Raw genomic sequence first — 18,307 nt, 5'->3', positions numbered from 1 at the left:
ATCAGCCGCGCGCGATAACGGCAGCGTCAGCTTCGACCTTTTCGGCCGCTTTCTGGCGGATCAGCTTTTCCAGCTCGTCCACCAGATTGTCATTCGTCAGCTTCTGCGACGGCTTGCCGTCGATGTAAATCAGGTTTGGCGTGCCGCCGGTCAAGCCGATATGGGCTTCCTTGGCTTCGCCGGGGCCGTTGACCACGCAACCGATGACCGCGACATCCAGCGGCACCAGCAGGTCTTCAAGGCGCCCTTCCAGCTCGTTCATGGTCTTGACCACATCGAAGTTCTGCCGCGAGCAGCTCGGGCAGGCGATGAAGTTGATGCCACGGGAACGCAGATGCAAAGACTTGAGAATGTCGTAACCGACCTTCACTTCCTCGACCGGGTCGGCCGCCAGCGAGATGCGGATAGTATCGCCAATCCCTTCGGCGAGCAGCATACCTAGGCCCACGGCGGATTTCACCGTGCCCGATCGCAAACCGCCGGCTTCAGTGATGCCGAGGTGCAGCGGCTGGACGATTTCTTTCGCCAGCAAACGGTAGGCTTCGACGGCCATGAACACGTCGGAGGCTTTCACGCTGACCTTGAAGTCCTGGAAATTCAGGCGTTCGAGGTGTTCAACGTGGCGCAGCGCGGATTCGACCAATGCGGCCGGGGTCGGCTCGCCGTATTTCTTTTGCAGGTCTTTTTCCAGGGAACCGGCGTTGACGCCGATGCGGATCGGAATGCCGCGATCACGCGCCGCATCGACCACGGCACGCACGCGGTCTTCGCGACCGATGTTGCCCGGGTTGATGCGCAGACAGTCCACACCCAGCTCGGCCACGCGCAAGGCGATTTTGTAGTCGAAGTGGATATCGGCCACCAACGGCACTTTGACCAGTTGCTTGATCTTGCCGAACGCCTCGGCGGCGTCCATGTCCGGCACCGAGACGCGAACGATGTCGACGCCGGCGGCTTCCAGACGATTGATCTGCGCCACGGTCGCGGCGACGTCATTGGTGTCGCTGTTGGTCATGCTCTGCACAGCGATCGGCGCGTCGCCGCCCACCGGTACGTTGCCGACCCAGATCTTGCGCGATTCGCGACGTTTGATTGGAGATTCGCCGTGCATGACTTATTGACCCAACTTCAGGCGAGCAGTCTCGCCACTGGTGAACGGAGCGATATCGACCGGTTGGCCGTTGTAGCTGACCTGTGCCGCGCGGGCAACGCCCAGACGTACGGCGAGCGGCGGCTTGCCGGAAACACTCACGCTGTCGCCTTTATGCTTCAGGCCGCTGAAAATCACTTTGCCACGGCCATCGGTCACCTGTGCCCAGCAATCGCCGGTGAACTGCAACTGCACCTGGCCTTCGCCGGCAACCGGAGCAGCTGCTTCAGCGCTTGGCGCTTGAGCAACCGGCGCGGTCGGGGCAGCTGTCGCTGGGATATTCGGCGCTGGAGTGGCCGGAGCCGCCACCACTGGCGCAGGCGTCTGTGCCGGTGCGCTTGGCGCAACTGCCGGAGCAGCTGGCTCGGTCGCTGGCGCAGCAGATTCGGCGCCGGTCGATTCAGCACTGGTTTCCGACTGCGGCAAGGCCAGCGTTGTCGAACTGTCGGCCTGATTTTCGGCGACAGCCTGATCTTCCGGCTCGTCGATCGGGTGGATCTGCGTGGTGCCGTCAGCACCTTCGACTTCGACGTGTTCCGGTGCGAGGCTGGTCAGATCGCGGGTGCGCTGCGAGGTCTGATCCTGCCACCAGACGAAACCGCCGCCGATGACCGCGATCAGCAGCAACAGGCTGACGATACGCAAAATGGTGTGGGAAACGCGCACCGGCTCTTCGATACGACCGAGGGCATGAACGTTGCTGCCCTGGGAATCGGTACCGGTGGACTGGTCGAATTGCTGAACCAGAACGGTCTGGTCCATGCCGAGCAATTTGGCATAGGCGCGAATGTAACCGCGAGCGAAGGTATGCCCCGGTAGCTTGTCGAAAGCGCCGGCTTCAAGATTGCTCAGGGACGTCACGGTGAGGTTGAGCTTGAGGGCCACTTCGGCCAGCGACCAGCCATTGCTTTCGCGGGCCTGGCGCAGGGTCTCACCGGGATTTACGCGATTCGCTGCTACAACTTCGGGATGCGCCGCTTTCATCATTGCTCCGACAGGTATTGCTGATATTCCGGCGTACCGGGATAGAGTCGTTTTAATTGCAGACCGTAACTGGCTGCCTTGTCGCGATCTTCAAACACTTTTGCCAGCCGAACGCCGAGCAATAGACTACGTGCATTTTGTTCGGTGAGCTGGCTGAAACGGTCGTAATAGTCACGCGCGGGCACATAATGCCTGTCTTCGAAGGACAACTCAGCCATTTCCAGCAATGCGCGCGGTTGTTGGCGATTCAGGCGCAGGGCTTTTTCCAGCTGTTGCTGGGCCAGATCACGCTGGCCAAGCTTGGCGGCGGTCATGCCGAGGTTTTCGAAGACCCGCGAGCGCTCAGGATACAGGGTATCGGCGGCCGCTTGTTCAAAACGCTCGTAGGCTTCCTCGTAGCGCTGTTCTTCGTAGAGAAAACTGCCGTAGTTGTTGAGGATGCGTGCATCGGTGGGACGTGAGGACAAGGCCTTGCGAAAGTGCTCGTCGGCAAGTGCCGGCTCCATCTCGGCCTGAAACACCAGACCGAGGGCCGCATTGGCGTCAGGGTCGGAACCGTCCAGCTCCAGCGCTTTCTTCAACGGCACCTTGGCGCGTTCGGTCATGCCCTGCTGCAGGTAGCCCAGCCCCAGCTGCACGTAGGCAGCCCGCGCTTCATCGCGGCCCTTGCTGGTCTTCATCGGGTTGTAGTCACCCGACAGGACACAGCCAGCGCACAGGCTGGCCAACAGCAACAGCAGCGCAAAGCGCAGGGACATAGAGATCCTCTCTTAGTTAGTGTTCGCGGCGTTCTGTGCCAGATCGCTGTCGGCGCTCAACTCGCGCACGGCGATGTAACGTTCGCTGCGACGGGTGCGATCCAGCACCTGCCCTACCAATTGACCACATGCGGCGTCGATGTCTTCACCACGGGTGGTGCGCACGGTGACGTTGAAACCGGCCTGATGCAACTGATCCTGGAAGCGGCGGATGGCATTGTTGCTCGGCCGCTCGTACCCGGAGTGCGGGAACGGGTTGAATGGGATCAGGTTGATCTTGCACGGGATGTCTTTAAGCAGCTCGATCATTTCCACTGCGTGCTCAAGCTTGTCGTTGACGTCCTTGAGCAAGGTGTACTCGATGGTCAGCACACGTTTCTCGCCAAGGGCGGACATGTAGCGCTGGCACGACTCGAGCAGCATCTTAAGCGGATATTTCTTGTTGATCGGCACCAATTGGTTACGCAATGCGTCATTTGGTGCGTGCAGGGACAACGCCAGGGATACGTCGATGTGCTTGGCCAGCTCATCGATCATCGGCACCACACCCGAGGTGGACAGGGTCACGCGGCGCTTGGAGATCCCGTAGCCGAGGTCATCCATCATCAGATGCATGGCGGCGACGACGTTGTCGAAGTTCAGCAACGGCTCGCCCATGCCCATCATCACCACGTTTGTGATGGCGCGGTCGACGGTGGCCGGGACGCTGCCGAAAGATTTGTTGGCAATCCACACCTGACCGATGACTTCGGCGGCGGTGAGGTTGCTGTTGAAGCCTTGCTTGCCGGTGGAGCAGAAACTGCAATCCAGGGCACAGCCTGCCTGGGACGAAACGCACAAGGTGCCGCGTTTGCCCTGGGGAATGTACACGGTCTCGACGCAGCTGCCGGACGCCACGCGCACCACCCATTTACGGGTGCCGTCGCTGGAGATGTCCTCGCTGACCACTTCCGGACCACGCACTTCAGCAATGGCCTTGAGCTTGTCGCGCAAGGCTTTGCTGACGTTCGTCATGGCGTCGAAATCATCGACGCCAAAGTGGTGAATCCATTTCATTACCTGACCGGCACGGAAACGCTTCTCCCCGATTGAGTCGAAGAATTTTTCCATTTCCGGCTGGGTCAGACCCAGCAGGTTTGTTTTAACAGTCGATGTAGTCATGGATTCACCTTCACTCTGCAAGCAATGCTTAGCGAGTGGTTACTTCAGTAGCTGCGAAGAAGTAAGCAATTTCGCGAGCGGCAGCAGCTTCGGAGTCCGAACCGTGAACGGCGTTGGCGTCGATCGATTCAGCGAAGTCAGCACGGATGGTGCCTGGAGCAGCTTCTTTAGGGTTGGTAGCGCCCATCAGCTCACGGTTGCGAGCGATAGCGTTTTCGCCTTCCAGAACCTGAACGACAACCGGACCGGAAGTCATGAAAGCAACCAGGTCACCGAAGAAACCGCGCTCGCTGTGCTCAGCGTAGAAGCCTTCGGCTTCGGCTTTGGACAGTTGCTTCAGTTTCGAAGCTACAACGCGCAGGCCAGCGTCTTCGAAGCGAGTGGTGATCTTGCCGATCACGTTTTTAGCAACGGCGTCAGGCTTGATGATGGAGAAAGTACGTTGAACAGCCATGGTGTAACTCCAGAAACGGTAATTTGCGAAAAATTAAACCCGCGAATTATACGCGGGTTCTTTGGTATTGCCTAACCTGCGAGGACGATCAGTCGACTTCTTCGATCCAGAGCGCCTGAACCGCTTCCAACACCTTCTCGCCGACACGGCCGGAGGTGTTGTCGAAGTCAGGCAGTTCCATGATCCATCGCTGCAAGTCGACGAAATTGACATAAACCGGATCTACATCCGGCTTGGCTTCCGCCAATTCTTCTGCAATGCGTTGAACATCATTCCAACCGTAGCTCATGACAGTCTTACCAGTCAGTGCGGCGCTTCGGCCGCATGGTTAAGCGAATATTTCGGAATCTCGACGGTGAGGTCTTCCTCACCGACGATGGCCTGACATGCCAGACGCGATTGCGCTTCCAGGCCCCAGGCACGGTCGAGGAAGTCTTCTTCCAGCTCGTCGGCCTCTTCCAGCGAGTTGAAACCCTCGCGGATGATGCAATGGCACGTGGTGCAGGCGCAGACGCCGCCGCACGCGCTTTCCATCTCGATATGGTGTTCGTGGGCCAGTTCGAGAATCGATGTGCCGGGCGCAGCCTCGACCACCATGCCTTCAGGGCAGAACTTCTCGTGGGGCAGAAAAATGACCTGCGGCATCAGATATCCTCGATTTCATTCAGGTTGCGCCCCGACAGAGCGGCTTTCACCGTCAGATCCATGCGGCGGGCAGCAAAAGCATCGGTCACTTGCGACAGACGCTTGGTCTGCTGCTCGATGGCGTAGCCATCGGTACCTTTCATCAGTTCGGCCAGTTCCTGCATTTGCAGTTCGATGACCATGCGCTCTTCGGCGTCGAGCAATCGCTCGCCATCGGCCTCCAGCGCGCCCTGCACCGCTTCGAGCAGGCGCTGGGCATCGACTTGCTGCTCACGCAGAACGCGGGCGACCTTGTCGTCATTGGCGTGCTGGAACGAATCCTTGAGCATCTTGGCGATCTCGCCATCGGTCAGACCATAGGAAGGTTTGACCTGAATGCTCGCCTCAACGCCCGAGCCCAATTCACGGGCAGACACGCTGAGCAGACCGTCGGCGTCGACCTGGAAGGTCACGCGAATTTTCGCCGCACCAGCCACCATCGCCGGAATGCCGCGCAATTCGAACCGTGCCAGAGAGCGGCAATCGCTGATCAGCTCGCGCTCGCCCTGCAACACGTGGATCGCCATGGCCGACTGGCCGTCTTTATACGTGGTGAAATCCTGAGCGCGCGCGACGGGGATGGTGGTGTTGCGCGGAATCACCTTCTCCATCAGACCGCCCATGGTTTCCAGCCCCAGGGACAGCGGAATCACGTCGAGCAGCAGCAGTTCGCCGCCATCGCGCTTGTTGCCAGCCAGGGTGTCGGCCTGGATCGCGGCCCCGATGGCCACCACTTGATCCGGATCGATTTCCGTCAATGGCTGACGACCGAAGGCTTCGGCAACGGCTTCACGAACACGTGGCACGCGGGTCGAACCGCCGACCATGACCACAGCGTGGACATCTTCCAGTTCGATACCGGAATCGCGAACCGCGCGGCGGCAGGCTTTCAGACTGCGCGCGACCATTGGCTCGATCAGCGCATCGAAGGCTTCGCGGGTCAGTTGCGCTTTCCAGTCGCCGTAAGCCACTTCCACACTGGCTGCATCGGTCAAAGCTTCTTTGGCCGCGCAGGCGGTTTGCAGCAGATTGCGTTGTGCGCCAGGGTCGAGATCGGCGGACAGGCCAGCGCTCTCAATGATCCAGCCGGCAATCGCATGATCGAAGTCATCGCCGCCCAGCGCGCTGTCGCCGCCAGTGGCCAGAACTTCAAAGACGCCACCAGTCAGACGCAGAATGGAAATATCGAAGGTACCGCCGCCAAGGTCATAAATTGCAACCAGGCCTTCAGCACGTTGATCCAGGCCATACGCCACAGCAGCAGCGGTCGGCTCATTGAGCAGACGCAACACGTTCAGACCGGCGAGTTTGGCCGCATCTTTGGTGGCCTGACGCTGCGCATCGTCGAAGTAGGCAGGAACGGTGATTACCGCGCCAACCAGTTCGCCACCCAAGGTCGCTTCAGCGCGCTGACGCAGGACCTTGAGGATATCCGCGGAGACTTCAACCGGGCTTTTCGGTCCTTGCACGGTGTCGATGAACGGCATGTGCGATTCGCCGCCGACAAAGCGGTACGGCAGTTGCTCGCCCAATTGCTTGACGTCGGACAGACCACGACCCATCAAGCGCTTGACCGAGAGCACGGTGTTAAGAGGATCGGAGGATGCCGCCAGCTTGGCGGACTCACCGACTTCGACGCGGTCGGCGTGATAACGCACGGCGGACGGCAGGATGACCTGCCCGTTGGCGTCGGCCAGCGGTTCGGAAAGACCACTGCGCAGCGCAGCGACCAGCGAATTGGTAGTACCCAAGTCGATGCCCACAGCCAGACGGCGCTGGTGCGGTTGAGGACTTTGGCCGGGTTCGGCGATCTGCAGTAGAGCCATGGTGATCAGGTCTTGTCTGTCTGTCAGCGTGCAATCAGGGCAGCACTGGGTTAATCGTCGAGGCGCTCTTCCAGCTGGCGCACTTCGTAGGTGAGCTTGTCGAGGAACTGCATGCGCCGCATCAGGCGTTCGGCCTGTTCACGTTGCGCTGCATCATCCCAACAGGCTGCGAAGCTTTCGTTGAGCTGTTCCTGAGCCGTCTTCAAACGACGCTTGAATACCGCGACACCGTCGAGGTCGGCGCTGTCCTGCAGATCTTCGAGCTCTTCGCGCCATTGCATCTGCTGCAGAAGAAACTCGGGATCGTGGACGGTGACTTCCATCGGCACTTCATGCCCGCTGATTTTCAGCAGGTAGCGTGCGCGCTGGGCCGGGCTCTTGAGCGTCTGGTAGGCGTCGTTGAGCCGCGCCGATTGCTCGAGTGCCGAGCGCTGCTCGCGCTCGGAAGCATCGGCAAAGCGGTCAGGATGGACGCCGCGCGCCAACTCACGGTAGCGCGTGGCCAACTGCTCGAGGTCCAGGCGGAAGCTCGGTTGCAGCTCGAATAAAGCGAAATGACAAGGAATACCCACGACCAGCCTCAGATGTTGAAGCTTTCGCCGCAGCCACATTCACCGCGCACGTTGGGGTTGTTGAACTTGAAGCCTTCGTTCAACCCTTCCTTGACGAAGTCGAGCTCGGTGCCGTCCAGGTAGGCCAGGCTTTTCGGGTCGATGATCACTTTTTCGCCGTGACTCTCGAACACCTGATCCTCCGCCACTACCTCGTCGACAAACTCCAGCACGTAGGCAAGGCCGGAACAGCCTGTGGTGCGAACACCCAGACGAATCCCTTCACCTTTGCCGCGCCCATCGAGGGAGCGCCGCACGTGTCGAGCAGCCGCTTCTGTCATGCTGATAGCCATCGTTGACTCCTTACTCGTCGCCGAATCTTGAAATTCAGATCAAGCCTTTCTTCTGCTTGTAATCGCGAACAGCCGCTTTGATAGCGTCTTCAGCGAGCACAGAGCAGTGGATTTTCACTGGCGGCAGGGCCAGTTCTTCGGCCAGCTGAGTGTTCTTGATGGTTTCGGCTTCGTCCAGGGTCTTGCCCTTCATCCACTCGGTGGCGAGGGAGCTGGAGGCAATGGCCGAACCGCAACCGTAGGTCTTGAACTTGGCGTCTTCGATAACGCCCTGATCGTTGACCTTGATCTGCAGACGCATCACGTCGCCGCACGCCGGAGCGCCGACCATGCCGGTGCCGACATCAGGATCTTCCGCGTTCATCTTGCCGACGTTGCGCGGGTTTTCGTAGTGGTCGATGACCTTTTCGCTGTAAGCCATGATTCTCAATCCTCACTCATCAGGGCCGCTCTTGAGACCCTGCAACTGCGCTGCGTTAACGCCGCGTCGCTACAGGATCTGTATCCGGCGGCTTCTATAGTTAGTGTGCCGCCCACTCGATTTTCGAGATATCGACGCCGTCTTTGTACATGTCCCACAGCGGCGACAGAGCGCGCAGCTTGGTAACGGCCTCGCAGACTTTCTGCGCGGCGTAGTCGATTTCTTCTTCGGTGGTGAAACGGCCGAAGGTAAAGCGGATCGAGCTGTGTGCCAGTTCGTCGTTGCGGCCCAGGGCGCGCAGTACGTACGAAGGCTCCAGCGACGCCGAGGTGCAGGCCGAACCGGACGATACCGCCAGATCCTTGAGTGCCATGATCAGCGACTCGCCTTCAACGTAGTTGAAGCTCAGGTTCAGGTTGTGAGGAACGCGGGCGGTCAGGCTGCCGTTGACGTACAGCTCTTCCAGGTGCTCGACCTGCTGGTAGAAGCGATCGCTCAAGGCTTTGATGCGCACGTTTTCGGCAGCCATGTCTTCCTTGGCTACGCGGAACGCTTCGCCCATGCCGACGATCTGGTGGGTCGCCAGAGTGCCCGAACGCATGCCACGCTCGTGACCGCCGCCGTGCATGGTCGCTTCGATGCGCACACGCGGCTTGCGGCTGACGTACAGCGCGCCGATGCCTTTAGGGCCATAAGTCTTGTGGGCAGAGAACGACATCATGTCGACTTTCAGCTTCTGCAGGTCGATCTCGACCTTGCCGGTGGACTGAGCCGCGTCGACGTGGAAGAGCACGCCTTTGGCGCGCAGCATCTCGCCGATTGCAGCGATGTCGTTGATGGTGCCGATTTCGTTGTTGACGTGCATCACCGACACCAGAATGGTGTCTTCGCGCAGTGCGGCGTCAATCATTGCCGGGGTGATCAGACCGTCTTCGGTCGGCTCGAGGTAGGTCACTTCGAAGCCTTCACGCTCCAGCTGGCGCATGGTGTCGAGGACTGCCTTGTGCTCGATCTTGCTGGTGATCAGGTGCTTGCCCTTGGAGGCGTAGAAATGTGCCGCGCCCTTGATCGCCAGGTTGTCGGATTCGGTGGCGCCGGAGGTCCAGACGATTTCACGCGGGTCGGCGTTGACCAGATCGGCCACCTGACGACGAGCGTTTTCGACGGACTCTTCAGCCTTCCAGCCGAACACGTGGGAGCGGGACGCCGGGTTACCGAAGTTTCCGTCGACCAGCAGGCATTCACTCATTTTCTGCGCAACGCGCGGATCAACCGGGGTGGTTGCAGAGTAATCAAGGTAAATCGGCAATTTCATGGACTATCTCCTAAATCAGGGCTGGCGTGCCGCGGGTAGCTCTTCGGCTGTCATTCGACGGCGGACGCTTCAATCTTGTCCAGGCGTGGCGCCTTGCTGCTGCAACGGCGCTGGTCCTGACGCTGGGCCACTTCTTGTACCTCACGGCGAGTGACAAGGTCGGCCAAGCTGATACCGCTCAGAAATTCGTGAATCTGCAGGCTCAAGTCGCACCACAGATGATGGGTCAGACAGGTATCACCGGAATGGCAATCGCCCTGGCCCTGGCACTTGGTGGCATCGACCGATTCGTTCACCGCATCGATCACCTGGGCGACCTGGATGCCCTGCATGTCGCGGGACAACTGGTAGCCACCACCCGGACCGCGAACGCTGGAAACCAGGTTGCTGCGGCGCAGCTTGGCAAAAAGCTGCTCGAGGTAGGACAGGGAGATGCCTTGGCGCTCGGAGATATCGGCCAGAGACACCGGCCCGTGCTGCGCGTGCAACGCCAGGTCAAGCATGGCGGTCACGGCGTATCGGCCTTTTGTAGTCAGTCGCATGGACAGTTACCACGGAGTTCGGAATGGGCGGGAGTATGCAATTCCCGAGCATTTAAGTCAACTATAAGACCTAGTGCTTTAGTCGGGTTTACCCGCAAAAGAGCGCGCGAATGATAGCAGGGTCTGCAGCCCAATGGCACACCAGCTGCTGGACGCCTTTGTAGATACCGTCTTGAGCCTCACCGGGCAAGCGCAAGTTTCGGGTCATATGGCAGTCCTGACTTGAGCACTCCGTAAACGAAGTGCAGCAGCTTGCGCATTGCTGCGCAGATGATCTGCTTGGGGGCCTTGCCATTGGCTTCCAGGCGTTCTTTCATCGCCTTGATCGCCTTATTGTGTTTCAGCGCCACCATGCCAGGCATGTAAAGGCCTGCACGCAGCCGTGCTGACCCTACTCTTGAGATCAGGGTGTGACCTTTGAGCTTTCCTGATTCCTGCAGCTTTGGATTGAGCCCTGCAGCAGCGACCAGTTGGCGAGGATCACTGTATTTGCGCAAGTCACCCAGTTCGGCGAGCAATCGTTCAAGCGTTTTTTGTCCGATGCCGTCGATGGTTACGATGAGATCCCGCATCTGACGCATATCCGGGTCGTCATCGATGTGTTTTTTGATCGCCTTATGCGTTTCTACGATCTCTTTTTCGATATGGCGCAGAACGGAGTTGATCGAGTCTTTGACCTTTTCGTCGGAAACGTCCAGACGATTGAGCTCCATTTGTTCCATTTCCTGAAGGTCATCCAGGCGGCGCACCATTGCTTTTAACTGGCGGTATTTCAGCGGCTCAGGCGCCCATGGGTGAAGTTTTTGATCCTTTTCCCGGGCAAAGTCGGCGATCAGTTTGGCATCGCTTTTATCAGTCTTGATGCGGCGCAGTTCGCTGTCAGCGTACGCTTTGGTCGTAGCCGGGTTCACGACGCAGACCCGGAAGCCTTTGTTGTAAACGAATTCCGCGAGCTCCAAATGGTAGACGCTGGTGGCTTCCATCACGATCAGGGCCGAACGCTCGGCATTTTTTTCTAGCCACGCCTCAAACTCTTTAAAGCCCTTTGGATCGTTGGCCAGCTTGGCCTTGGTTTTGTGCTTGCCGTTGGGCTGGTGTGTAGCGATATCAAAGGTGTTCTTTGCGATGTCGACGCCAACGAAACCGGACATGATTGATTCTCCACTTGTTCCCTGTTGCGATCATCACGTCACTCTGTCCAACCTTGCGAATGCGGGCTCTCGCCGCAGGCGGGCCCAAGATACCGTGCGAACTGTACGAGTGAGTGTGGAGGGCTGGAGCACGATCTACGTCACAGGCAAAAAGCCTAAGGAGCTGCGCGGCTTCCAAGTCCCTCCCTCGATGATCAGTCGAGAACTATCGCTCCTGACAGAGCGTTAGTCGAGATACAAGGAGCTGCCGAAGGCTGCGATCTTTTGATCTTAAGAAGGCAAAATCAAAAGATCGCAGCCTCCGGCAGCTCCTACAGAGGCTTTAGCCGGCTTTCGATTCGTCCTTGCCCTTGACGCAGGCGAAGTCTTCTTCGCGCAGCTCAGGCAGATCTTTCGCACAGTAATTGCTGCCCAGATCCTTCAGTGCGCCGCACATGCCTTCCAGGCGCCCGTCCACTGCTTGCAGATGATCGAGCAACTGGCCGATGGCGCGAGCCACCGGGTCAGGCATGTCTTCGCTGACACCGTAGGCGTCGAAACCGATCTTTTCCGCCATGGCTTTGCGCTTGGCGTCCTGCTCTTCATCGGTCTTGACGATGATCCGCCCCGGAATCCCCACCACCGTGGCGCCCGGCGGCACTTCTTTGGTGACCACAGCATTGGAACCGACTTTGGCGCCGGCACCCACCGTGAACGGGCCAAGCACCTTGGCGCCAGCGCCGACCACCACGCCATCACCCAGCGTCGGGTGGCGCTTGCCTTTGTTCCAGCTGGTGCCGCCGAGGGTCACACCCTGATAGATAGTCACGTCGTCGCCGATCTCGGCGGTTTCACCAATGACGATGCCCATGCCGTGGTCGATGAAGAAACGCCGACCGACCTTGGCGCCCGGATGAATCTCGATCCCGGTCAGCCAGCGACCGAAGTTCGACACCAGTCGCGCCAGCCACTTCAACTCATTGCGCCAGAGCATGCCGGCCAGACGATGAACCCAGATCGCATGCATGCCGGGGTAGCAGGTCAGGACTTCAAAAGCGTTACGCGCCGCCGGGTCTCGATGGAATACGCTCTGGATATCTTCACGCAAACGCTCAAACATCATTCAATCCTTCCGCTTTAGAAGCTCGCCACGGGCCGCTTTCTGGGTTTCCGTGAGGATGCCACGCAAAATATTCATTTCCGCCCGGCTGACCGAGCTGCGTCCGTACAACCGGCGCAGGCGCGCCATCAAGTGCCGAGGCTTTTCCGGATCGAGGAATTCGATGGCGACCAGCGTCTGCTCCAGGTGCTCATAGAATCGCTCCAGCTCATCCATGGTCGCCAGCTCGGCGCTTTTCACCGAGGCCACTTCTTCTTTCTCGACCTTGCTTGGCTGACCCTGTGCGGCCAGCCAGGCCATGCGCACTTCATAACTCAACACCTGCACCGCCGCCCCGAGATTCAGCGAACTGAACGTCGGGTCGGAAGGGATGTGCACGTGGAAGTGACATCGCTGCAGCTCTTCGTTGGTCAGGCCGGAATCTTCACGGCCGAACACCAAAGCAATCTCCGCGCCCTGCCCGGCTTCCTCGACCACTTTGTTGCCGCATTCGCGCGGATCGAGCAGCGGCCAGGGAATACGCCGGTCGCGGGCGCTGGTGCCGAGCACCAGATTGCAGCCGACCAGAGCATCTTCCAACGTGGCGACGACTTGCGCGTTTTCAAGGATGTCACCGGCACCAGAGGCGCGGGCATCGGCCTCGTGGTGCGGGAAGACCCGCGGATCGACCAGCACCAGTCGCGACAGACCCATGTTTTTCATGGCGCGCGCGGCCCCGCCGATGTTGCCGGGGTGGCTGGTGTTGACCAGGACGACACGAATGTTCTGCAGCAAGGGAGGCGCTCTCGGACACGGGAAAGGGGGGCAAATCTTACAGAACAGCCTACCGTTAAGCTATGAAAGCGAACAGCGTCCTTCACCTGAAGAAAAGTTCTGATAGAATGCGCGGCTTTCTTTAACAACCTTAGGTGACACATCCATGCAGCCCATGCTGAATATCGCGCTGCGCGCCGCCCGCAGCGCCAGTGAACTGATCTTCCGCTCCATCGAGCGCCTGGATACCATCAAGGTCGACGAAAAAGACGCCAAGGATTACGTATCCGAGGTCGATCGCGCCGCTGAACAGAAAATCATCGATGCCCTGCGCAAGGCTTACCCGAACCACTCGATTCAGGGTGAAGAAACCGGCCTGCACGCTGGCACCGGCATCGAAGGCGAAGAGTACCTGTGGATCATCGATCCGCTGGACGGCACCACCAACTTCCTCCGTGGCATTCCGCACTTTGCAGTGAGCATTGCCTGCAAATATCGTGGCCGCCTGGAGCACGCAGTGGTTCTGGACCCGGTTCGCCAGGAAGAATTCACCGCCAGCCGTGGTCGCGGCGCTCAACTGAACGGTCGTCGTCTGCGCGTAAGCGGTCGTACCAGCCTCGACGGCGCCCTGCTCGGCACTGGCTTCCCGTTCCGTGACGACCAGATGGACAACCTCGACAACTACCTGGGCATGTTCCGCGCCCTGGTTGGCCAGACTGCCGGCATCCGCCGCGCCGGTTCGGCGAGCCTGGACCTGGCTTACGTAGCTGCCGGTCGTTTCGATGCGTTCTGGGAATCGGGCCTGTCCGAGTGGGACATGGCTGCAGGCGCCCTGCTGATTCAAGAAGCCGGCGGTCTGGTGAGCGACTTCACCGGTGGTCACGACTTCCTTGAGAAAGGCCACATCGTTGCCGGCAACACCAAATGCTTCAAGGCAGTGCTGACGGCGATCCAGCCGCACCTGCCGGCCTCGCTGAAGCGCTAAGCTTTCCGCGAAACCAAAAAGCACCCTCCGGGGTGCTTTTTTTATGTCTGCAATTCCAAACAGCACAATTCCCTGTGGGAGCGAGCCTGCTCGCGAATGGGGCGTGTCAGCAAAGAAAATATCCACTGTTAGACCGTATTCGCGAGCAGGCTCGCTCCCACAGGTGAGAATCGCGCGCTGCCCTGAATCGCGGGTACAAAAAAAGCACCCCGCAGGGTGCTTCTTTTCACAACCGTAAATCCTTACTGAGCCGGCTCATTCTGCGACAGGATCAGCTTGCCTTCCTTGTCGACCGGAATCTGGTTGCCCGGATCGCGATCCATCCGCACCTTGCCTTCCTTGCCATCGAGCGAGTAACGCACGTCGTAGCCGACGACCTTGTCGCTGATGTCATTGACCGTGTTGCAGCGAGTTTGCGTAGTGGTGTAGGTGTCGCGGTTCTGCATACCTTCCTGCACCTTGTTACCGGCATAACCGCCGCCAACTGCACCGGCCACGGTGGCAATCTTCTTGCCGGTACCGCCGCCCACCTGATTACCCAACAAACCACCGGCTACGGCACCGATCGCCGTGCCGAGAATCTGGTGTTGATCCTTGACCGGCGCCTGCCGGGTCACGGTTACATCCTTGCATACTTCACGTGGAGTCTTGATCTGTGTCTTGACCGGCTCAACGGCTAATACTTGCGCATACTCAGGGCCGCTTTTAACCAGGCTGTAGGTGGCAACAGCACCCCCGGCTGTGACACCGACAGCACCCAATACCGCACCAACCAGCAACGACTTGTTCACATGAACCTCCTGACCATCACATGCGGGACGCGCCCGCGCTTCTCCCAGCCTTGGAGCACAAAAAAAGGCGCGAGTTCAACTCGCGCCTTTTGTTGGCTGACAGCCGGGAAATCGCTGGCCGTTATGGACGGTCGTCGACTTCCTTGTCGGTGTTGGCCGGAGGAATCAGATCCTCGGTGGTCAGGTTCAGCCAGATCAGCACCACGTTGGCGATGTAGATCGACGAGTAGGTACCCGCCAGTACACCGATGAACAGCGCGATGGAGAAGCCGAACAGGTTGTCGCCGCCGAAGAACAACAGTGCCGCGATGGCCAGCAGCGTGGAGATCGACGTCGCCATGGTGCGCAGCAGGGTCTGGGTGGTCGAGATGTTGATGTTCTCGATCAGCGTCGCCTTGCGCAGCACACGGAAGTTCTCACGTACCCGGTCGAAAACCACGATGGTGTCGTTCAGTGAGTAACCGATGATCGCCAGCACCGCCGCCAGCACCGTCAGATCGAAGGTGATCTGGAAGTACGAGAGGATACCCACGGTCACGATCACGTCGTGGATCAGCGAGACAATGGCGCCGACCGCAAACTTCCACTGAAAGCGGAACGCCAGGTAGATCAGGATGCCGCCGAGCGCCAGCAGCATGCCGAGGCCGCCCTGGTCGCGCAGTTCTTCACCAACCTGCGGGCCGACGAACTCGACTCGCTTGACCGTCGCCGGGTTGTCGCCGCCGACTTTCTGCAATGCGTCTGCGACCTGATGGCCCAGCTGCGGGTCTTCACCCGGCATGCGCACCAGCAAGTCAGTAGTGGCGCCGAAGTTCTGCACCACAGCTTCGTGATAACCGGAAGTCGCCAGTTGCTCGCGCACCTTGGTGACATCGGCCGGACGCTCGTAGGTCAGCTCAATGAGCGTACCGCCGGTGAAGTCCAGACCCCAGTTCATGCCCTTGGTGGCGACGCTGAACAAGGCAATGACGGTAAGCAACACGGTGACGCCGAACGCGAAGTTGCGAACGCCCATGAAGTTGATTGTACGTAACATGGCAGCCCCTTAAATCCACAACTTCTTGAAGTCACGTCCGCCAAAGATCAGGTTGACCATTGCGCGGGTCACCATGATGGCCGTGAACATCGAGGTAAAGATCCCGAGGGACATGGTCACTGCGAAACCCTTCACCGGGCCGGTGCCCATGGCGAAGAGAATGCCGCCGACCAGCAAGGTGGTCAGGTTGGCGTCGAGAATCGCGGTGAATGCCCGGCCGAAGCCTTCGTTGATTGCCCGCTGCACAGTCATGCCGGCGGCGATCTCTTCACGAATCCGCGAGAAGATCAGTACGTTGGCGTCGACCGCCATACCCATGGTCAGGACGATACCGGCGATACCCGGCAGGGTCAGCGTGGCGCCCAGCAACGACATCAATGCCAGCAGCAGCACCATGTTCACCGCCAGCGCGACGGTGGCGATGACGCCGAAGAAGCGGTAGATGGCGATGATGAACAGCGATACGAACAGCATGCCCCACAGGGAAGCGTCGATACCTTTGGTGATGTTGTCAGCACCCAGGCTCGGACCGATTGTGCGCTCTTCAGCGAAGTACATCGGTGCAGCCAGACCACCGGCACGCAGCAGCAGTGCCAGCTCGGACGACTCGCCCTGACCGTTCAGACCAGTGATGCGGAATTGCGCACCCAGCGGCGACTGAATGGTCGCCAGGCTGATGATCTTCTTCTCTTCCTTGAACGTCTGCACCGCAACGTCTTTCTCGACGCCATTAACCACTTGCTTGGTGTAAGTGGTGACCGGACGCTGTTCGATGAAGATCACCGCCATGCTGCGGCCGACGTTGGAGCGGGTCGCGCGGCTCATCAGCTCGCCACCGTGGCCATCCAGACGGATGTTCACTTCAGGCGTGCCGTGTTCGCCGAAACCGGCCTTGGCGTCGGTGACCTGGTCACCGGTGATGATCAGACCACGCTCGATCTGCGCAGGAGGACGGTTGCCTTCGCGGAATTCGAACGATTCGGAAGTGGCTTTCGAAGCGCCCGGCTCGGCGGCCAGACGGAACTCGAGGTTGGCCGTCTTGCCGAGGATACGCTTGGCTTCGGCAGTGTCCTGCACGCCCGGCAGCTCAACCACGATGCGGTTGGCGCCCTGACGCTGCACGATCGGTTCGGCAACACCCAGCTCGTTGACGCGGTTACGTACCGTGGTCAGGTTCTGCTTGATGGAGTATTCACGGATTTCCGCCAGCTTGGCCGGGGTCATCGCCAGACGCAGCACCGGTTGACCGTTGAGATCGGCCGGAACAATGTCGAAATCGTTGAAATTCTTGCGGATCAGCGCACGGGCCTGTTCGCGGGAATCTTCATCGCTGAAGCCCAACTGAATGGCACCGCCCAATTGCGGCAGGCTGCGATAGCGCAGCTTCTCTTTGCGCAGCAGGCTCTTGACGTCGCCTTCGTAGACTTTCAGGCGTGCATCGAGGGCTTTGTCCATGTCCACTTCGAGCAGGAAGTGCACACCACCGGACAAGTCCAGACCCAGCTTCATCGGGTGCGCACCGAGGTTGCGCAGCCATTGCGGAGTGGTCTGTGCCAGGTTCAGCGCGACGACGTAGTCATCACCCAATGCCTTGCGTACTACGTCCTTGGCCGGCAGCTGGTCTTCAGCCTTGCTCAGACGGATCAGACCGCCCTTGCCGCCCGCCGTCAGCGTTGCCGCCTTGACGTTGATGCCGGACTCTTTCAGCGCTGTGCTGACGCGAGCCAGATCGGCGTCATTGACCTGCAGAGCCGTGCTGGCGCCGCTGATCTGAATCGCCGGGTCATCGGGGTAAAGATTGGGAGCGGAATAAATCAGACCGATCGCCAGCACCGCCAGGATCAGAATGTATTTCCACAGAGGGTATTTGTTCAGCATCACGCCGCCCGTTATGAACGCGGGGCGCCTTGCGCGCCCCGTCGATTGAGTAGAAGTTGTTGCTCTTAGATCGCTTTCAGCGTGCCTTTTGGCAGCGTGGCGGCGATGGCGCCTTTCTGGAACTTCATTTCCACGGTGTCGGACACTTCCAGAACCACGAAGTCATCGGCAACCTTGGTGATCTTGCCGGCGATGCCGCCAGTGGTCACGACTTCGTCACCCTTCTGCAGGCTGCTCAGCAGGTTCTTCTGCTCTTTGGCGCGCTTGGCCTGTGGACGCCAGATCATCAGGTAGAAGATGACCAGGAAGCCGACCAGGAAAATCCACTCGAAGCCGCCGCCCATTGGGCTTGCAGCAGCCGGTGCAGCTGCGTCAGCCATGGCGTTAGAGATAAAAAAGCTCATTTAGCACTCCA

The 18,307-nt window shown here is 59.4% G+C and carries 21 protein-coding genes; 1 reads left to right on the top strand and 20 read right to left on the bottom strand.

Translation table 11 applies throughout. From position 1 onward, the window contains the following. Window position 1 precedes the first annotated feature (1 nt). The 16 genes from ispG to trmJ all read right to left on the bottom strand — a co-directional run bounded on the left by ispG (window position 2) and on the right by trmJ (window position 13,223). On the bottom strand, window positions 2–1,111 hold the full coding sequence (gene ispG, locus AB4N48_RS03060; RefSeq protein ID WP_016773332.1) for a flavodoxin-dependent (E)-4-hydroxy-3-methylbut-2-enyl-diphosphate synthase: 1,110 nt from the start codon (window positions 1,109–1,111) through the stop codon (window positions 2–4). Window positions 1,112–1,114: 3 nt separating this feature from the next. After that, the gene (locus AB4N48_RS03055) at window positions 1,115–2,134 is read right to left on the bottom strand and encodes a RodZ domain-containing protein (RefSeq protein WP_252882633.1); all 1,020 of its coding nucleotides are present in this window, start codon (window positions 2,132–2,134) and stop codon (window positions 1,115–1,117) included. Beyond that, complete coding sequence (gene pilW, locus AB4N48_RS03050) at window positions 2,134–2,892, bottom strand: type IV pilus biogenesis/stability protein PilW (protein ID WP_252878852.1); 759 nt, start codon at window positions 2,890–2,892, stop codon at window positions 2,134–2,136. The genes AB4N48_RS03055 and pilW overlap by 1 nt, the downstream gene beginning before the upstream one ends. A 12-nt stretch (window positions 2,893–2,904) precedes the next feature. Beyond that, complete coding sequence (rlmN, locus tag AB4N48_RS03045) at window positions 2,905–4,053, bottom strand: dual-specificity RNA methyltransferase RlmN (RefSeq protein WP_024014215.1); 1,149 nt, start codon at window positions 4,051–4,053, stop codon at window positions 2,905–2,907. Between the two features lie 28 nt (window positions 4,054–4,081). Next, complete coding sequence (gene ndk / locus AB4N48_RS03040) at window positions 4,082–4,507, bottom strand: nucleoside-diphosphate kinase (RefSeq protein ID WP_016773329.1); 426 nt, start codon at window positions 4,505–4,507, stop codon at window positions 4,082–4,084. A gap of 88 nt (window positions 4,508–4,595) precedes the next feature. Continuing rightward, window positions 4,596–4,796 carry a Fe-S cluster assembly protein IscX gene (iscX, locus tag AB4N48_RS03035; protein ID WP_252868237.1) on the bottom strand — a complete coding sequence of 67 codons (201 nt, stop codon included), beginning with the start codon at window positions 4,794–4,796 and terminating at the stop codon, window positions 4,596–4,598. Window positions 4,797–4,810: 14 nt separating this feature from the next. Next, complete coding sequence (fdx, locus tag AB4N48_RS03030; RefSeq protein ID WP_076564048.1) at window positions 4,811–5,152, bottom strand: ISC system 2Fe-2S type ferredoxin; 342 nt, start codon at window positions 5,150–5,152, stop codon at window positions 4,811–4,813. After that, the gene (gene hscA / locus AB4N48_RS03025; protein WP_460094777.1) at window positions 5,152–7,017 is read right to left on the bottom strand and encodes a Fe-S protein assembly chaperone HscA; all 1,866 of its coding nucleotides are present in this window, start codon (window positions 7,015–7,017) and stop codon (window positions 5,152–5,154) included. The genes fdx and hscA overlap by 1 nt, the downstream gene beginning before the upstream one ends. Window positions 7,018–7,067: 50 nt before the next feature. Then, on the bottom strand, window positions 7,068–7,589 hold the full coding sequence (hscB, locus tag AB4N48_RS03020; protein ID WP_056790165.1) for a co-chaperone HscB: 522 nt from the start codon (window positions 7,587–7,589) through the stop codon (window positions 7,068–7,070). Between the two features lie 8 nt (window positions 7,590–7,597). Then, the gene (gene iscA / locus AB4N48_RS03015) at window positions 7,598–7,921 is read right to left on the bottom strand and encodes an iron-sulfur cluster assembly protein IscA (protein ID WP_003227904.1); all 324 of its coding nucleotides are present in this window, start codon (window positions 7,919–7,921) and stop codon (window positions 7,598–7,600) included. Between the two features lie 34 nt (window positions 7,922–7,955). Beyond that, complete coding sequence (gene iscU, locus AB4N48_RS03010; protein WP_003227907.1) at window positions 7,956–8,342, bottom strand: Fe-S cluster assembly scaffold IscU; 387 nt, start codon at window positions 8,340–8,342, stop codon at window positions 7,956–7,958. Window positions 8,343–8,442: 100 nt separating this feature from the next. Further along, complete coding sequence (locus AB4N48_RS03005; protein WP_039761430.1) at window positions 8,443–9,657, bottom strand: IscS subfamily cysteine desulfurase; 1,215 nt, start codon at window positions 9,655–9,657, stop codon at window positions 8,443–8,445. 50 nt (window positions 9,658–9,707) lie between these two features. After that, window positions 9,708–10,199: a Fe-S cluster assembly transcriptional regulator IscR gene (gene iscR / locus AB4N48_RS03000; RefSeq protein ID WP_016773323.1), complete on the bottom strand. Its 492-nt coding sequence runs from the start codon at window positions 10,197–10,199 to the stop codon at window positions 9,708–9,710. Window positions 10,200–10,378: 179 nt separating this feature from the next. Next, the gene (locus tag AB4N48_RS02995) at window positions 10,379–11,350 is read right to left on the bottom strand and encodes an IS110 family RNA-guided transposase (protein WP_056786210.1); all 972 of its coding nucleotides are present in this window, start codon (window positions 11,348–11,350) and stop codon (window positions 10,379–10,381) included. Between the two features lie 322 nt (window positions 11,351–11,672). Then, a complete protein-coding gene (cysE, locus tag AB4N48_RS02990; RefSeq protein ID WP_460094775.1) occupies window positions 11,673–12,449 on the bottom strand; it encodes a serine O-acetyltransferase in 777 nt (258 codons plus the stop codon). 3 nt (window positions 12,450–12,452) lie between these two features. Continuing rightward, complete coding sequence (trmJ, locus tag AB4N48_RS02985) at window positions 12,453–13,223, bottom strand: tRNA (cytosine(32)/uridine(32)-2'-O)-methyltransferase TrmJ (RefSeq protein ID WP_041479930.1); 771 nt, start codon at window positions 13,221–13,223, stop codon at window positions 12,453–12,455. A gap of 145 nt (window positions 13,224–13,368) precedes the next feature. Between trmJ and suhB the strand changes: the two genes are divergently transcribed. Continuing rightward, window positions 13,369–14,187: a type III secretion system regulator SuhB gene (suhB, locus tag AB4N48_RS02980; protein WP_016773320.1), complete on the top strand. Its 819-nt coding sequence runs from the start codon at window positions 13,369–13,371 to the stop codon at window positions 14,185–14,187. A gap of 242 nt (window positions 14,188–14,429) precedes the next feature. Here the strand turns inward: suhB and AB4N48_RS02975 are convergent, their stop codons facing one another. From AB4N48_RS02975 to yajC, 4 genes are all read right to left on the bottom strand, one after another. Beyond that, the gene (locus AB4N48_RS02975) at window positions 14,430–14,978 is read right to left on the bottom strand and encodes a glycine zipper 2TM domain-containing protein (RefSeq protein WP_041479931.1); all 549 of its coding nucleotides are present in this window, start codon (window positions 14,976–14,978) and stop codon (window positions 14,430–14,432) included. Between the two features lie 121 nt (window positions 14,979–15,099). Continuing rightward, window positions 15,100–16,014 carry a protein translocase subunit SecF gene (gene secF, locus AB4N48_RS02970; protein WP_041479932.1) on the bottom strand — a complete coding sequence of 305 codons (915 nt, stop codon included), beginning with the start codon at window positions 16,012–16,014 and terminating at the stop codon, window positions 15,100–15,102. 9 nt (window positions 16,015–16,023) lie between these two features. Beyond that, a complete protein-coding gene (gene secD / locus AB4N48_RS02965) occupies window positions 16,024–17,892 on the bottom strand; it encodes a protein translocase subunit SecD (RefSeq protein WP_460094774.1) in 1,869 nt (622 codons plus the stop codon). 65 nt (window positions 17,893–17,957) lie between these two features. Next, on the bottom strand, window positions 17,958–18,296 hold the full coding sequence (gene yajC / locus AB4N48_RS02960; protein ID WP_016773317.1) for a preprotein translocase subunit YajC: 339 nt from the start codon (window positions 18,294–18,296) through the stop codon (window positions 17,958–17,960). Window positions 18,297–18,307: the final 11 nt, after the last annotated feature.

This window comes from Pseudomonas sp. S2_C11, assembly GCF_054668395.1.
The sequence above is the reverse complement of the archived record's forward strand: the minus strand, read 5'-3'. Positions and strand labels throughout refer to the sequence as shown.

What these genes read in the sequence shown, in the direction of transcription:
- fdx (WP_076564048.1), bottom strand. Translation starts at nt 5,152, where the DNA reads ATGCCGCAGGTCATTTTTCTGCCCCACGAGAAGTTCTGCCCTGAAGGC.
- yajC (WP_016773317.1), bottom strand. Translation starts at nt 18,296, where the DNA reads ATGAGCTTTTTTATCTCTAACGCCATGGCTGACGCAGCTGCACCGGCT.
- AB4N48_RS03055 (WP_252882633.1), bottom strand. Translation starts at nt 2,134, where the DNA reads ATGAAAGCGGCGCATCCCGAAGTTGTAGCAGCGAATCGCGTAAATCCC.
- suhB (WP_016773320.1), top strand. Translation starts at nt 13,369, where the DNA reads ATGCAGCCCATGCTGAATATCGCGCTGCGCGCCGCCCGCAGCGCCAGT.
- iscA (WP_003227904.1), bottom strand. Translation starts at nt 7,921, where the DNA reads ATGGCTATCAGCATGACAGAAGCGGCTGCTCGACACGTGCGGCGCTCC.
- ispG (WP_016773332.1), bottom strand. Translation starts at nt 1,111, where the DNA reads ATGCACGGCGAATCTCCAATCAAACGTCGCGAATCGCGCAAGATCTGG.
- rlmN (WP_024014215.1), bottom strand. Translation starts at nt 4,053, where the DNA reads ATGACTACATCGACTGTTAAAACAAACCTGCTGGGTCTGACCCAGCCG.
- secD (WP_460094774.1), bottom strand. Translation starts at nt 17,892, where the DNA reads ATGCTGAACAAATACCCTCTGTGGAAATACATTCTGATCCTGGCGGTG.
- iscX (WP_252868237.1), bottom strand. Translation starts at nt 4,796, where the DNA reads ATGAGCTACGGTTGGAATGATGTTCAACGCATTGCAGAAGAATTGGCG.
- iscR (WP_016773323.1), bottom strand. Translation starts at nt 10,199, where the DNA reads ATGCGACTGACTACAAAAGGCCGATACGCCGTGACCGCCATGCTTGAC.
- cysE (WP_460094775.1), bottom strand. Translation starts at nt 12,449, where the DNA reads ATGTTTGAGCGTTTGCGTGAAGATATCCAGAGCGTATTCCATCGAGAC.
- AB4N48_RS02995 (WP_056786210.1), bottom strand. Translation starts at nt 11,350, where the DNA reads ATGTCCGGTTTCGTTGGCGTCGACATCGCAAAGAACACCTTTGATATC.
- pilW (WP_252878852.1), bottom strand. Translation starts at nt 2,892, where the DNA reads ATGTCCCTGCGCTTTGCGCTGCTGTTGCTGTTGGCCAGCCTGTGCGCT.
- AB4N48_RS03005 (WP_039761430.1), bottom strand. Translation starts at nt 9,657, where the DNA reads ATGAAATTGCCGATTTACCTTGATTACTCTGCAACCACCCCGGTTGAT.
- secF (WP_041479932.1), bottom strand. Translation starts at nt 16,014, where the DNA reads ATGTTACGTACAATCAACTTCATGGGCGTTCGCAACTTCGCGTTCGGC.
- iscU (WP_003227907.1), bottom strand. Translation starts at nt 8,342, where the DNA reads ATGGCTTACAGCGAAAAGGTCATCGACCACTACGAAAACCCGCGCAAC.
- hscA (WP_460094777.1), bottom strand. Translation starts at nt 7,017, where the DNA reads ATGGCTCTACTGCAGATCGCCGAACCCGGCCAAAGTCCTCAACCGCAC.
- ndk (WP_016773329.1), bottom strand. Translation starts at nt 4,507, where the DNA reads ATGGCTGTTCAACGTACTTTCTCCATCATCAAGCCTGACGCCGTTGCT.